Source organism: Stenotrophomonas sp. AB1(2024) (assembly GCF_037482345.1).
Lineage (GTDB): Bacteria > Pseudomonadota > Gammaproteobacteria > Xanthomonadales > Xanthomonadaceae > Stenotrophomonas.
Window position 1 is genome coordinate 2,026,081 of sequence record NZ_JBBHKO020000001.1, and the last position, 13,473, is coordinate 2,039,553.

The 13,473-nt window shown below is 67.0% G+C and carries 12 protein-coding genes; 9 read left to right on the forward strand and 3 right to left on the reverse strand.

All coding sequences use genetic code 11. The features are described from left to right. Positions 1 to 73: 73 nt before the first annotated feature. Together WIX41_RS09345 and WIX41_RS09350 are read right to left on the reverse strand one after the other, a co-directional pair. Positions 74 to 1,696: a carboxylesterase/lipase family protein gene (locus tag WIX41_RS09345; RefSeq protein ID WP_339446878.1), complete on the reverse strand. Its 1,623-nt coding sequence runs from the start codon at positions 1,694 to 1,696 to the stop codon at positions 74 to 76. Further along, positions 1,693 to 2,682 carry an alpha/beta hydrolase gene (locus tag WIX41_RS09350; RefSeq protein WP_339446880.1) on the reverse strand — a complete coding sequence of 330 codons (990 nt, stop codon included), beginning with the start codon at positions 2,680 to 2,682 and terminating at the stop codon, positions 1,693 to 1,695. Before WIX41_RS09350 ends, WIX41_RS09345 begins: the two co-directional genes overlap by 4 nt. Positions 2,683 to 2,833: 151 nt before the next feature. Between WIX41_RS09350 and WIX41_RS09355 the strand changes: the two genes are divergently transcribed. From WIX41_RS09355 to WIX41_RS09395, 9 genes are all read left to right on the forward strand, one after another. After that, the gene (locus tag WIX41_RS09355; RefSeq protein ID WP_339446881.1) at positions 2,834 to 3,655 is read left to right on the forward strand and encodes a 2-keto-4-pentenoate hydratase; all 822 of its coding nucleotides are present in this window, start codon (positions 2,834 to 2,836) and stop codon (positions 3,653 to 3,655) included. Between the two features lie 37 nt (positions 3,656 to 3,692). Next, positions 3,693 to 4,712, forward strand: a complete 1,020-nt coding sequence (locus WIX41_RS09360; RefSeq protein WP_339446883.1) for a TRAP transporter substrate-binding protein — start codon at positions 3,693 to 3,695, stop codon at positions 4,710 to 4,712. 11 nt (positions 4,713 to 4,723) lie between these two features. Further along, positions 4,724 to 5,257: a TRAP transporter small permease gene (locus tag WIX41_RS09365; RefSeq protein WP_339446885.1), complete on the forward strand. Its 534-nt coding sequence runs from the start codon at positions 4,724 to 4,726 to the stop codon at positions 5,255 to 5,257. A 3-nt stretch (positions 5,258 to 5,260) separates the two neighbouring features. Further along, a complete protein-coding gene (locus WIX41_RS09370) occupies positions 5,261 to 6,544 on the forward strand; it encodes a TRAP transporter large permease (RefSeq protein WP_339446887.1) in 1,284 nt (427 codons plus the stop codon). 97 nt (positions 6,545 to 6,641) lie between these two features. Then, on the forward strand, positions 6,642 to 8,180 hold the full coding sequence (locus WIX41_RS09375) for a family 43 glycosylhydrolase (RefSeq protein ID WP_409187477.1): 1,539 nt from the start codon (positions 6,642 to 6,644) through the stop codon (positions 8,178 to 8,180). A gap of 41 nt (positions 8,181 to 8,221) precedes the next feature. Next, positions 8,222 to 9,280, forward strand: a complete 1,059-nt coding sequence (locus tag WIX41_RS09380; protein WP_339446889.1) for a LacI family DNA-binding transcriptional regulator — start codon at positions 8,222 to 8,224, stop codon at positions 9,278 to 9,280. Positions 9,281 to 9,473: 193 nt separating this feature from the next. Continuing rightward, positions 9,474 to 10,322, forward strand: a complete 849-nt coding sequence (kduI, locus tag WIX41_RS09385) for a 5-dehydro-4-deoxy-D-glucuronate isomerase (RefSeq protein ID WP_339446891.1) — start codon at positions 9,474 to 9,476, stop codon at positions 10,320 to 10,322. 33 nt (positions 10,323 to 10,355) lie between these two features. After that, entirely contained in the window at positions 10,356 to 11,111 is a 756-nt protein-coding gene (gene kduD, locus WIX41_RS09390) for a 2-dehydro-3-deoxy-D-gluconate 5-dehydrogenase KduD (RefSeq protein WP_339446893.1), read from the forward strand. A gap of 116 nt (positions 11,112 to 11,227) precedes the next feature. Next, the gene (locus WIX41_RS09395) at positions 11,228 to 12,334 is read left to right on the forward strand and encodes a GDSL-type esterase/lipase family protein (protein WP_339446895.1); all 1,107 of its coding nucleotides are present in this window, start codon (positions 11,228 to 11,230) and stop codon (positions 12,332 to 12,334) included. Between the two features lie 202 nt (positions 12,335 to 12,536). On the opposite strand, the gene phhA is transcribed toward WIX41_RS09395, so the two are convergent. After that, positions 12,537 to 13,433 (reverse strand): phenylalanine 4-monooxygenase, encoded by an 897-nt coding sequence (phhA, locus tag WIX41_RS09400; RefSeq protein WP_409187478.1) that lies wholly within the window; start codon positions 13,431 to 13,433, stop codon positions 12,537 to 12,539. Between the last annotated feature and the right edge of the window lie 40 nt (positions 13,434 to 13,473).

Consider the following 13,473-nt stretch of genomic DNA (forward strand, 5'->3'; position numbering starts at 1 on the left):
TGGCCGCAGAATGGCCTAAAAATTAATCGAATTACGTACTTCGGTTGGCGATGCCTATGAATGCGCGACCCCGCTACTGGGTGCCGCGCTGCACGAACGGGGCCTGCTGGTACAGCCGCCGCTCGCCGCCGCGCGGGTCGTCAGCCAGCTGTGGCGGGACGTTGAACAGCAGGGTCTGGCGACGTTCCAAGCCGTAGGGCTCCCACTGCGGCAGGCCGGAGTGCTGCGGATTGCCGGTGCGGGCGAAGGCAAGCAGCGCTTCACTCATCAGCTCGGCCATGCGCTGCGCATCAGCTGCTTTGCCCGTGCGTGAGCCTTCGGCCCGCGTGTTGTCGAACACCAGTGGGATATCCAGCGTGTGGAAGGCTCCCAGCTTGCCGTCGTCCAGCGGCGAGCCCCAATCGAGCTGGTAAGCCCAGGTCGGCGCGCCCTGCCTGGCCCGCGCTTCCAGTTCCTCCACCGCGCCGCGCCAGGAGCGGCCGGCGGTGGTGGCAGCGAAGAACACGTCGGACGGGGTGTAGTGCGGATACAGGCGCCGATATTCGGCGATCACCGCCGATGGCAGCAGATCGACGAACTGTTCCTTCTCCAGCCTGGCCGGCAGCGTTTCCCAGGTCAGCGTGAAGTTGGCCGGGTCGTGGCCGAGGAAGGCGCGCGTTTCGTCATGGGTATTGCCGATCACCATCGGGATCTGCGCCGACTGCACCGGCGCCTGCGGCCAGAATGGGTGCACCGGCAGCGCGCCGCCATCCACCACGGGGCCGACATACAGGCTGGTGCTCTCCACGCGCGACGGATCGCGCGCGCGGGTGGCGGCCAGCAGCGCCGGCACCGGCAGTGCCAGCAAGGCATCCACATCCTGCGCGCCCACCGCCTGCATGGCGATCTGCGCGCGCTGGGTGGCTGCGCGCGGGCCGGCGGCGGTGACCTGCTGGCCGCTCATGGTCCAGGCGCGCTGGAACAGGCCGCGCGCGGCGGGCATGGCCATCAGGGTGGCGATCTTGGCGCCGCCGCCGGATTGGCCGAACACGGTGATGTTGTCGGCATCGCCGCCGAATTCATGTGCATGTTCGCGCACCCACTGCAGCGCCTGGATCAGGTCGAGCTGGCCGACATTGCCCGAATCGGCGAAGCGCGCATCACCCAGCTGCGCCAGGTACAGGTAGCCGAACACGTTGAGCCGGTGGTTGACGGTGACCACCACCACATCGCCGCGCCGGCACAGCGCGCTGCCGTCGTACTGTGGGTTGCTGCCGGAGCCGTTGTTGTAGGCGCCGCCGTGGATGTAGAACAGGATGGGCCGGCGCACGCCATCGCGCAGTGCCGGTGTCCACACATTGAGGAACAGGCAGTCTTCGCTGCCGGGGCCGTCATTGCCCCCCTGTGGCGCGGAGGCGCCATAGGCCAGGGCATCGCGCACGCCGCGCCACGGCACTTCAGGCAGCGCCGGCTGGAAGCGGCGGGTGGCGGTGTCCGCGCCGTAGGCCACGCCACGGAAACTGTGCACGCCCTGATCGAAGCGGCCACGCAGGCGTCCGCCGCGCACCTTCGCCAGCGAATCGGTCGGCGCGGTGCTGGGGGACGCATTTGCCAATGACGGCAGCAGTGGCAGCGAACCCGCCGCCAGCAACATGGCGTAATGCGCGCTGTCGCGCAGGAAGCGGCGGCGCTGCAGGTCGGCGTCACGGGTGGTCATGGTGCCCCCGCTGCGGGCTGCGCCTGCATCCAGTGCAGCGCCAGCGTGGGCCATTGCGCGGCGAGGGAATCTGCCGGCAGGCGCACGCTGAAGCCATGCCCCCCGTGCGCGAACAGGTGCATTTCACTGGGCACGCCCGCGGCCAGCAGCGCCTGGTAGTACAGCAGGCTGTTGTGCACGGACACGACGGTGTCGTCCTGCGCGTGGACCAGGAAGGTGGGTGGGGTCTGCGCGCCGACCTGCGCCTGCATCGAATACTGCTGTTCCAGCGCGGGCGTGGGGTGGTCGCCGAGCAGCCTGGTGCGCGAGCCGCCATGCGCGTGCTTGCCCATGTCGATCACCGGGTACAGCAGCAGGGCGAAATCGGGACGCGCGCTGAGCGCATCGATCGCATCGCCAGTGCCGGGCAGTGCGGTCGCATAGCCGTTGCTCAGCCGCGCGGCGACGTGACCACCGGCCGAGAAGCCCATCACGCCGATCCGCGATGGATCCAGCTGCCACTTCCCCGCACCCGCGCGGATCACCCGCAACGCGCGCTGCGCATCGGCGAGTGCAGCCTGGCGATCCTCGCGCCCGGCCGGCAGCCGGTAGCGCAGCACGAACAGGGTCACCCCGCCCTGCTCCACGAAGGCAGGCACCAGCGCGGTGCCTTCGTTGTCGAGCACGATGCGCTGGTAGCCACCGCCGGGAATGACCAGCAGTGCGGTGCCGTTGGGTTTGGCCGGGTGGTAGGCGACGAGGTACGGCGCGCTGACGTTGTCGATGTAGCGGTCGGGCAGCGCAGGATCGGCGCTGCGCTCGATCACCTTGGGAACCGTGGGGCGCTTGGGCTCACCGGGCACCCTGCCGGCGGGCCAGAGCTCAATCCGGGTCGGGGTGCCCAAGGCGGGCTCGGTCTGCGGCACCGGCCGATCAACGGCGTGGGCTGGGGCAACGGTGGCCAGCAGGCAGCCGGCCAGCAGGGAGATCAACACAGCACAACGCATCCGCAGCACTCCTCGTGGGGGTGGGTAAACGGTAACGCGTCGGCCCGTGCGGGTTCTGACGCGGTGCACATTGCCAATGACACCGGTTTACCATATACAGCTCATCCAAGCGCTGTCGATGGGCAGTGCAACAAATCACCGGGAGACCCGCTTGAGCAACAATCAAGGCAAACAGGACCTGCCAGAACAGGGGTTGGGCGCTATCGCCCAGGCGTTCGTCACGGCCCGCCAGCAGGGCCGGTCGCTGCCGGATTTCCCCGGAACCATCCCGAATGACCTGGTCACCGCCTACCAGGTGCAGGACCAGGCGATCGCGCTCTGGGACGACCAGGTGGTGGGTTGGAAGGTGGGCTACATTGCCGCCGAGCGCCGCGACGCCTCCGGCGATGACCGCCTGCTGGGCCCGATCTTCTCTCGGCGGCTCTGGAATGCTACCGGTGGAACAGTGGACATTCCGGTGTTCGTCGGCGGCTTTGGCGCGGTCGAAGCCGAGTACGTGATCCAGCTCCAGCAGGACGCCCCGGCCGACAAGCTGCACTGGACCGCCGAAGAGGCCGAAGCCCTGCCCGCCAGGCTGTTCATCGGCGTGGAAGTGGCCAGCAGCCCGCTGGCCACGATCAACAAGCTGGGCCCACGCGTGGTGGTGTCGGACTTCGGCAACAACAACGGCCTGGTGCTGGGCCCGGAGATTCCGGACTGGACGCGCCTGGACGATGCCGAACTGCGCGCCGAAACCCGCATCGAGGGCGAAGTGGTAGGCACCGGCGGCGCCACCCTGCTGCCGGGCGGCCTGCGCACGGCCTACGCCTTCGCGCTGGCCCGTTCGGCCCAGCGTGGGCGCCCGCTCAAGGCTGGCGATCTGATCGCCAGTGGCAATGCCACCGGTATCCACGACATTGCCGTAGGCCAACAGGCACTGATCCGTTTCGCCGGATACGGCGACATTACCTGCAGGGCCATCGCCGCCGGGTAACCGTGCGGCCATGGCGAGTACGCTTGGGAGGGCGCAGATGATTACTCGCAGAAGTTTCCTTGCCACCAGTCTGGGCGCGCTCAGCGTGCCCGTGCTGTCGGCCGGCTCCATGGTGGGCTGTGCGCGTTCCAGCAGCACCGCGCCCGACGGCGCGCGGCTGCTGACCGCCACCGACGTGCATGTGGCCGATTACCCCACCGTGACCGCGGTGAAGTGGATCGGCCAGCAGCTGGAAGCAAAAACCGGCGGCCGCCTGCGGCTGCGCCAGTACCACTCCGGCCAGCTGGGCCGTGAGTCCGAAGCGATCGACATGGCCCGCTTCGGCGCCATCGACATTACCCGCGTGTATTCGGGCGCACTGAACAACGCGTTCCCGCTTACCCAGGCGCTGTGCCTGCCCTACGTGTTCGATTCGGTGGCGCACATGCGCCGCGCGCTCGATGGTGGCGTGGCCGATACGGTGCTGCGCGGTTTTCAAAGCCGCGACCTGGTGGGCCTGGCGATCTACGATTCCGGCCCGCGCTGTTTCTACAACACCAAGCACCCGATCGTGGAACCCAAGGACCTGCACGGCCTGAAGCTGCGCGTGGCTTCGTCGGACATCTTCATCCAGCTGATGCGCCTGCTCGGGGCAAACCCGACGCCGATGTCGTTGGGCGACACGTTCTCGGGCATGGAAACGCACATGATCGATGGCGCGGAAAACAACATGCGCAGTTTCCACTCCAGCCGCCACTTCGAGGCCGCACGCTACTGGTCGCAGAGCGACCATTCGTATGCGCCGGATGTGCTGCTGATGTCGCGCCGCAGCTTCGATACGTTCAGCCCGGAAGACCGCCAGCTGTTGCTGCAGACGGCGCGCGAATCGGTAGGCGTGATGCGCCAGCAGTGGGACGCATCTGAAAGCACCGCCCGCCAGGCAGTGGCCGACTTCGGCATCCAGTTCAACGAGGTCGACATGCCGGCCTTCCGCAAGGCCGCCGACCCGTTGCTGCAGCAGTACCTGCAGCAGCCGGACCTGGCCGCGCTCACCCGTCGCATCCGCGACTTCGCCTGAGGCCCGCCGCGATGTCCGACACGACTTCCGAAACCCTCGTAGACCTGCGCACGTTGCCGCAACGCGCGCTCGACCGCATTGCTGATATCACCATCTACATCGCCGTTCTGGCCCTGCTCGGGCTGGTGGTGGTGCAGGGCTGGCAGGTGTTCGCCCGCTATGTGATCAACGATTCACCCAGCTGGACCGAGCCGGTAACCCTGCTGTTGCTGGCCACGGCGATGAGCCTGGGCGCGGCCACTGGCGTGCATACCCGCCGCCACTTCGGCTTCTTCCTGCTGGCCGCGCACATGGGCCCCACCCTGCGTCGCGCGGTGGATGTGTTCGCCTCGTTCATCGTGGCGCTGCTGGGCGTGGTCATTGCCTGGTGGGCTGCGGTGCTGCTGTTGGACGGGCTGGACATCAAGACCGCCGGCGCCAACCTGCCGCAGAGCATCAACTACCTGCCGCTGTCCCTTGGCGGTGCGTTGATGGCGATCTTTGCACTGAACCAGATGGTGCAGGCCGTGCAACCGGCGGTAGCCGACGCAGAAGGAGACCGCTGAGTCATGGGTATTACGATTCTTTTCACCGTGTTCGCGGTGCTGCTGTTGTTGGGTGTGCCGGTGGCGTACGCGCTGGCCGCTGCGGCGCTGGCCGTGTTGTGGTACCTGGACCTGCCGACGCTGGTGCTGGTGCAGCAGATATCGGCCGGTACCGGTTCGGCGTCGCTGATCGCCATTCCATTGTTCATCTTCGCCGGTGAAATCATGATGCGCGGCGGCATCTCCGAACGCCTCATCGCGCTGGCCTCATCGCTGGTGGGGCGCTTGCGCGGCGGCCTGGGCCAGGTGTCGATCCTGTCCTCGCTGTTCTTCGGCGGTGTGTCCGGTTCGGCGATTGCCGACGTATCGGCGGTCGGCGGTACGATGATTCCGCAGATGGTCAAGCGGGGCTACGACCGCGATTTCGCGGTGAACGTGAGCATTACCGCCGCATTGGTGGCGCTGCTGGTACCGCCCTCGCACAACCTGATCCTGTTCTCGGCTGCAGCCGGCGGTGGCCTGTCCATTGCCGACCTGTTCGCGGCGGGCATCGTGCCGGCGCTGCTGATGACGGTGACGCTGATGGTCACCGGCTATGTGGTGGCGCGGCGCCGTGGTTACGGGGTGGAAGTGTTCCCGGGGTGGCGCGCGGTGCTGCTGCGCACGGTCTCGGCCCTGCCCGGCCTGGGCCTGGTGGCGCTGATCTTCATCGGTATCCGCGCCGGTATCTTCACCGCGGTGGAGAGCGCGGCCATCGCCGTGGTCTACGCGTTGCTGGTGACCACGGTGTTGTACCGCCAGCTCAACTGGCGCGAGTTCCTGGGCACGGTGACCCATGCCGCGCGCAGCACCGGCGTGATCCTGTTCGTGATCGCCACCGCCGCGGTGTTCGGCTGGCTGCTGGCGTTCCTGCAGGTGCCGGCCGCCGCCGTGGACTTCCTGCAGTCGTTCGCGCACAGCCAGTTCATGGTGCTGCTGATGATCGTGGTGATGTTGCTGCTGCTGGGCACCTTCATGGACCTGGCGCCGATGATCCTGATCTGCACGCCGATCTTCCTGCCGGTGGCCAAGGCCTACGGGATCGACCCGATCCACTTCGGCCTGGTGCTGGTGCTGACCGGTGGCCTGGGCCTGGTGACCCCGCCGGTGGGATCGGTGCTGTTCATCGGCACGGCGATCGGCAAGATCAGCGTGGGCGAAAGCATGCGCTCGATCTGGCCGTTCTGGTTCGCCGCACTGGGCGTGCTGCTGATCGTGACGTTCTTCCCGCAGCTGTCGCTGTGGTTGCCGGCGCTGCTGCGCGCCTGACCGCGCGGCGGCCCCGTGCCGCCGTCGCGGATGTGGACAAAGGAGACACCCCATGCGTATGAAGACCCTGCTGGCCGGGCTGGCCACCGCCGGCCTGATGTTGGCCGGTGCCCTGCATGCCGCCGATGCACCTGCCACCACGTGGAAGCGCGGCATCGAAAACCAGCGCCAGGCCGACCTGGGCAACGGTACCTTCCTCAACCCGGTGTTTGCCGGCGACCGCCCGGATCCTTCCGTGCTGAAGGATGGCGACGACTACTACCTCACCCTGTCTTCGTTCGACGCCTACCCTGGCCTGCCGATCTGGCATTCGCGCGACCTGGTGAACTGGCAGCCGCTGGGCCATGCGATCACGAAGAACGTGGGCGCGATCTGGGCACCGGACATCGTCAAGCACGAAGGCCGTTACTACATCTACTTCCCGGCGCGCACCGGCGAGAGCCGCAGCAACTTCGTGGTGTGGTCCGACAGCATCCGCGGGCCGTGGAGCGAGCCGATCGACATCGGCCTGGGCGGCTACATCGACCCGGGACACGCGGTGGGCGAAGACGGCAAGCGCTACCTGTTCCTCAGCGGTGGCGCCTACGTGCAGCTGGCCGACGACGGCCTGAGCGTGGTGGGCACCCCCAAGCATGTGTACGACGGCTGGAAGTATCCGGAAAGCTGGGACGTGGAGGCCTATGCGCAGGAAGGGCCGAAGATCAATTTCCACAATGGCTGGTACTACATGACCACCGCCGTGGGCGGCACCGCCGGCCCGCCGACCGGGCACATGGTGATCACCGCGCGCTCGCGCTCGATCCACGGGCCATGGGTGAACGCGCCGAACAACCCGATCACCCGCACGAAATCCGCCAGTGAGCCGTGGTGGTCGCGCGGCCACGCCACCGTGGTGGAAGGCACCGACGGGCGCTGGTGGATGATGTACCACGGCTACGAGAACGGCTATTGGACGCTGGGCCGCCAGGCGCTGCTGGAGCCGATCGAGTGGACCGACGATGGCTGGTTCGTGGCCAAGGGCGGCGATCTCGGCCAGCCCCTGGCCAAGCCGTCGGGCGAATCGGTGGGCCCGCACGGCATGGCGCTGTCGGATGATTTCACCGGCAAGACCCTGGGCGCGCAGTGGTCGTTCTTCAATCCGGCCCAGGACGAGTACAAGCGGCTGGGCTTCGGCGCCAACGGGATGACCCTGCAGGGCAAGGGCGACACCCCGAAGGACAGTTCGCCGCTGACCGCCATCGCCGGCGACCAGGCCTACCAGTTCGAGGTGGAAATGGACATCGCGCCGGGCGCGGTGGGCGGCGCCCTGCTCTTCTACAGCGACAAACTGTACGTGGGAGTAGGCAGCAATGGCGAGAAGTTCATCATGCACCGCTATGGCGAGGAACGCCCCACCCGGCTGGCGCCCAGTGCCAAAGGCGGCAAGCTGTGGCTGCGGGTGACCAACAACCGGCACATCGTGACCCTCCATTCCAGCACGGACGGCAAAACCTGGCAGAAGTACCCGGTTCAGATGGAAGTCTCCGGCTACCATCACAATGTGGCCGGGAAGTTCCTCGCCCTGAAGCCGGCCCTGTACGCTGCCGGCGACGGCAAGGTGACCTTCCGCCAGTTCCGCTACCGCGCCCTCGACTGAGTGCGCCGGTAGACTCCTTCGACCTCTCATGGTTTGAACACATGTCACTGCGCAGCAAGACCGACCCGGCACCGCACGGGTTGACCAAGGGCAAGGCCGCCACGATCAATGACATCGCGCGGCTGTCGGGTGTATCCAAGAAAACGGTTTCGCGGATCATCAACAACTCGCCACTGGTGCGCAAGGACACCCGTGAGAAGGTGGAAACGCTGATGCGCGAGGTGGGCTACACGCCCGACCCGCTGGCGCGCGGGCTGGCCTTCCGCCGTTCGTTCCTGATCGGCATGGTCTACGACAACCCCACCGCGCAGTACATCGTGGACATGCAGTACGGCGCGCTGGACGCGCTGCGCGGTTCCAGCTTCGAACTGGTGGTGCACCCGTGCGATTCGCGCAGCCCCGGCTACATCGAAGGCGTGCGCCGCTTCGTGCAGCAGCAGAAGCTGCACGGGGTGATCCTGGTGCCGCGAGCCTCGGAAGACCAGGCGCTGGTGGACATGCTGGATGAGATCGGCTGCCGCTTCACCCGCATCGCCGCGCTGCCGCTGGATGACACCTCGCAGATGGTGGTGACCCACGACCGTGACGGCGCCGCCGAAGCGGCCGATTACCTGCTGTCGCTGGGCCACCGCGATATCGCGCTGGTCACCGGCCCCAGCGCCTACCGCTCGGCGCACGAGCGCACCGCCGGTTTCATCGATGCCCTCGCCCAGCGCGGGATCGAGCTGCCGCCCGGGCGCATCGTGGAGGCCGGCTACACCTTTGAATCCGGCGTGGCCGCCGCCGAGAAGCTGCTGCTGGGCAAGCAGCGCCCGACCGCGATCTTCACCGGTAACGATGAAATGGCCGCCGGCATCTACAAGGTGGCCCTGCGCGCGGGCATCAACATTCCGCGCCAGCTGTCGATCATCGGCTACGACGACAGCCCGCTGGCCTCGCGCCTGTGGCCGTCGCTGACCTCGGTGCGCCGCCACACCCGCGACACCGGCCGCACCGCCGCAGCCATGCTGGTCCAGCCCGATGGCCAGGCCGCGCTGCAGATTGCCAGCGTGCGCCCGCACCTGATCGTGCGCGATTCGTGCCAACCGCCGGAGGATTAACCCCACCGGGGTTCATCCGGTAGGTCACGACCGTTGGTCGTGACCCCTCAGCCCCTGTAACCCTCACGTACCTTTCGGCCGGGGCTCGCCCGCGCGCCGCTGCATCGCAAAATGACACCGGTTTCCTTCTTGGCTAGAATGGAGGAAATCGCGCCAGGGCCGCCCGTCGGCCCACCCCTGCTCTGGAGACGCCATGTACTGCAAGACCCACTACGCCACCCATCCCGACGCCATCAAGGGCGCCAGCAACGACGACCTGCGCGAGCTGTACCTGCTCGACGGCCTGTTCAATGCCGACGCGGTGACCCTGAAGTACACCCACTACGAGCGCTTCGTGCTCGGCGGTGCGGCCCCGGTGAAGGGCCCGGTGGCGCTGCCGAAGCAGACCGAGCCGGCCTCGGCCGCCGGCCATGCGTTCCTGGAGCGCCGCGAGCTGGGCGTGATCAATGTCGGCGCCGGCAGCGGCACCGTCACCGTCGATGGCACCGTGTACAAGCTCGGCCCGAAGGACGGCCTGTACGTGGCCATGGGCAGCGAAGACGTGGTCTTCGCCTCCGATGACGCCGCCACCCCGGCGCAGTTCTACCTGGCCTCGACCCCGGCGCACGCGCGCTTCGAGACCAGGCAGCTGTCGATCAAGGACGCCGTTGCACTGGAGCGCGGCGCGCTGGAAACCAGCAACGAGCGCACCATCTACCAGTACATCGTGCCGGCCACCTGCCAGTCCTCGCAGCTGCTGCTGGGCCTGACCGTGCTGAAGCCGGGCAGTGTGTGGAACACCATGCCGCCGCACCTGCACGACCGCCGCAGCGAGGTCTATTTCTACTTCGACCTGGGCCAGAACGACCGCGTGTACCACTTCATGGGCGAGCCGGACGCGCAGCGCCACATCGTGATCCAGAACAATGAAGCGGTGGTGTCGCCGCCGTGGTCGATCCACATGGGTGCCGGCACCAGCAACTACGCCTTCATCTGGGCGATGGGTGGCGAAAACCTGGATTACACCGACATGCACGTGCTGGACATCTGCCAGCTCAAGTAACCCACACCGCATTGGATAAGGACCGTAACCGCAATGGCTAATCCGTTCAGTCTGGAAGGCAAGGTCGCCCTCGTTACCGGTGGCAACACCGGTCTGGGGCAGGGCATCGCCGTGGCGCTGGCACAGGCCGGCGCCGACGTGGCCGTGGCCGGCATCGCGCCGCCCACCGAGACCATCGCGAAAATCACGTCGCTGGGCCGCCGCTGCCTGGCGGTGGAAGCAAACCTGATCAGCATCGAGCCGGTGGAGCGGGTGATCCGCGAAACCGTGGAAGGCCTGGGTGGCCTGGATATCCTGGTCAACAACGCGGGCCTGATCCGCCGCGCCGATGCAGTGGACTTCAGCGAGCAGGACTGGGACGACGTGATGAACGTCAACATCAAGTCCGCGTTCTTCATCTCGCAGGCAGCCGGTCGTCATTTCATCGCGCAGGGCCGCGGCAAGATCATCAACATCGCCTCGATGCTGTCCTTCCAGGGGGGCATCCGGGTGCCGTCGTACACCGCCAGCAAGAGCGGCATCGCCGGCATCACCCGTCTGCTGGCCAATGAGTGGGCCAACAAGGGCATCAACGTCAACGCGATCGCCCCGGGCTACATGGCCACCGACAACACCGCCGCGCTGCGCGCCGACGAGGACCGCAACAAGTCCATCCTCGACCGCATCCCGGCCGGCCGCTGGGGCACCCCGGAAGACCTGGCCGGCACGGCCGTGTTCCTGGCCTCCAGCGCCTCGGACTACGTCAACGGTTCGGTGATTCCCGTTGATGGCGGTTGGTTGGCGAGGTAAGGCACCGATATCGACCAACGGTCGATATCCATCGCGTAGCGCCGGGCTCTGCCCGGCCCACGCACTCCTGACACCGCGCGATCGCCGGGCAGAGCCCGGCGCTACGGGGGACGAACATGCTGCGCTTTTCGTTGCTGCTGTCGTTGCTGTTGCTCTCCACCGTGACCCACGCTGCCCCGCACCGCGTCTTCATTGCCGGCGATTCCACCGCCGCCGACTACGGCCCGGAGCGCGCGCCACAGGCCGGTTGGGGCCAGGCCCTGCAGAGTTACCTGGATCCGGCCGTGTGGGACGTCCGCAACCACGCCAAAGGCGGCCGCAGCGCGCGCAGCTTCATCGAGGAAAAACGCCTCGATGCGATTGCGGCCGAGATCCAGACTGGCGATGTGCTGCTGATCCAGTTCGGCCACAACGACGCCAAATTCGAAGACCCCACCCGCTACAACGAACCAGCCACGGCCTACCCGCACTACCTGCAGCGCTACATCCAGCTGGCCCGCGACAAGGGCGCTACCCCCGTGCTGATCACCCCGGTAGCGCGGCTGCTGTACGACTTCGGCGCGCTGCTGGACACCCACGCGCTGTACACCCAGGCCATGAAGCAGCTGGCCGAGCGCGAACAGGTGGCGCTGATCGACCTCAACGCCAGTTCCACCCGCTGGATCCGCGCGCTGGGCGAGCAGGGCGCCAAACCGTATTTCATGTTCGTGCCCGAACAGAACAAGGCCGACGGCACGCACTTCAGCGTAGCCGGTGCCACCGCTGTGGCCTGCCTGGTGGTGCGCGACTGGGTGGCGTTGAAGCCGGAGCTGAAAACCGCGTTGAAGCGCGATATCGACTGCGACGTGAGCGAACCTGCAGGGCAGGGCAGTGATGCGGCCAAGCCCTCGCGCGTGGTCCACGAGCGCGATATCGCCATCACCCAGCCCGGCCCGCATGGCGGCGCAGGACCGACCACCGCGTACCCGTTCTTTGCCGACGACAAGGACCTGCCGTTCGTGCTGCGCAAGCGCGTGCTGCACAAGGGCGCCGGCATCGGCCTGCACCCGCAGCACAAGGACGAGATCTATTACATCGTCAGCGGGCAGGGCAGCTATGTGCTGGATGGGAAGCAGTACGACGTGGCGGCGGGCGATGCCCTGCTGACCCGGGTGGGCAGCCTGCATGCGCTGCAGCAGCGGGGGGAGCAGGATCTGGTGGTGCTGTTGGCCTATCCGCGGTAAGGCCCCGGCCGGGCAGAGCCCGGCGCTACGCGAAGACACCCCGGCGGGTCGGGCAGAGCCCGGCGCTACGTGCAGGCGCCGGTAGAGCCGGGCTCTGCCCGGCTGCTCGGCCAACCTTCAAAAGCGCGGATGGCATTTGAAAGTTAGATCGCCAAACTTCAAGGACGTCAGTGAATTACATCACCAGGAGACGCCATTCGAATCACACGTCGCCGCCATCTGCCCAGCCTTCGCCGGTGCCCTTCTGAAACACGCGGTCGTCGTCCTGGACGTCACCGGCCGGCAGGTGCTCCTGCTCCTCCAGCGCCGCATAGATAGGCGTGAAGTCCGGCGACGTGGCTTCCATCAACTGCTCGTAGCTGTCGATGACGAAGTAGGTCTTCTGGAACGTGTCGATGCGGTAACGGGTGCGCATGATGCGTTCCAGATCGAAGCCGATCCGGTTGGGTGCGGCCGATTCCAGCGAGTACAGCGATTCGCCCTTGGACGAGACGATGCCCGCACCGTAGATGCGCAGCCCTTCGGGTGTGTTGATCAGGCCGAATTCCACCGTGTACCAGTACAGGCGGGTGAGGTGCTGCAGCGCTTCAGGGCCGATCGCGTGCGCCTTGACCCCGCCGCGGCCGTAGGCGGCCATGTAATCGGCGAACACCGGGTTCATCAGCAGCGGTACGTGCCCGAACAGGTCATGGAACATGTCTGGTTCGGCGATGTAGTCGATCTGGTCCGGGCGGCGGATCCACCAGGTGACCGGGAAGCGCCGGTTGGCCAGATGGTCGAAGAAATCCAGTTCCGGCAGCAGGCCCTCCACGCCGACCAGGGTCCAGCCGGTGGCCGCGCCCAGCACTTCGTTGAGCTGGTCGAAGCGCGGAATCATGTGCGCGTTCATGCCCATCTCGTCCTGCGCCTGCAGAAACTCCCGGCTGGCACGGCCCTCGAGCAGCTCGCGCTGGCGCTGGTACAGCGTGCTCCAGGTGGCGTGGTCGTCGGCGGTATAGCTGTCCCAAGGCTGTTCCACCACGGCGGTGGTATACACCGGCACGTAACCCTTGTCGGTCTGCTGGTGTTCGACGCGGCGGGGGGCGGTGGCGGTTTCCATCGAGGTGGGCTTCTGGGAGGTCATCGATAGAGGGTAGGGC

What these genes read in the sequence shown, in the direction of transcription:
- WIX41_RS09345 (WP_339446878.1), bottom strand. Translation starts at nt 1,696, where the DNA reads ATGACCACCCGTGACGCCGACCTGCAGCGCCGCCGCTTCCTGCGCGAC.
- WIX41_RS09350 (WP_339446880.1), bottom strand. Translation starts at nt 2,682, where the DNA reads ATGCGTTGTGCTGTGTTGATCTCCCTGCTGGCCGGCTGCCTGCTGGCC.
- WIX41_RS09360 (WP_339446883.1), top strand. Translation starts at nt 3,693, where the DNA reads ATGATTACTCGCAGAAGTTTCCTTGCCACCAGTCTGGGCGCGCTCAGC.
- WIX41_RS09365 (WP_339446885.1), top strand. Translation starts at nt 4,724, where the DNA reads ATGTCCGACACGACTTCCGAAACCCTCGTAGACCTGCGCACGTTGCCG.
- WIX41_RS09370 (WP_339446887.1), top strand. Translation starts at nt 5,261, where the DNA reads ATGGGTATTACGATTCTTTTCACCGTGTTCGCGGTGCTGCTGTTGTTG.
- WIX41_RS09375 (WP_409187477.1), top strand. Translation starts at nt 6,642, where the DNA reads ATGTTGGCCGGTGCCCTGCATGCCGCCGATGCACCTGCCACCACGTGG.
- WIX41_RS09380 (WP_339446889.1), top strand. Translation starts at nt 8,222, where the DNA reads ATGTCACTGCGCAGCAAGACCGACCCGGCACCGCACGGGTTGACCAAG.
- kduI (WP_339446891.1), top strand. Translation starts at nt 9,474, where the DNA reads ATGTACTGCAAGACCCACTACGCCACCCATCCCGACGCCATCAAGGGC.
- kduD (WP_339446893.1), top strand. Translation starts at nt 10,356, where the DNA reads ATGGCTAATCCGTTCAGTCTGGAAGGCAAGGTCGCCCTCGTTACCGGT.
- WIX41_RS09395 (WP_339446895.1), top strand. Translation starts at nt 11,228, where the DNA reads ATGCTGCGCTTTTCGTTGCTGCTGTCGTTGCTGTTGCTCTCCACCGTG.
- phhA (WP_409187478.1), bottom strand. Translation starts at nt 13,433, where the DNA reads ATGGAAACCGCCACCGCCCCCCGCCGCGTCGAACACCAGCAGACCGAC.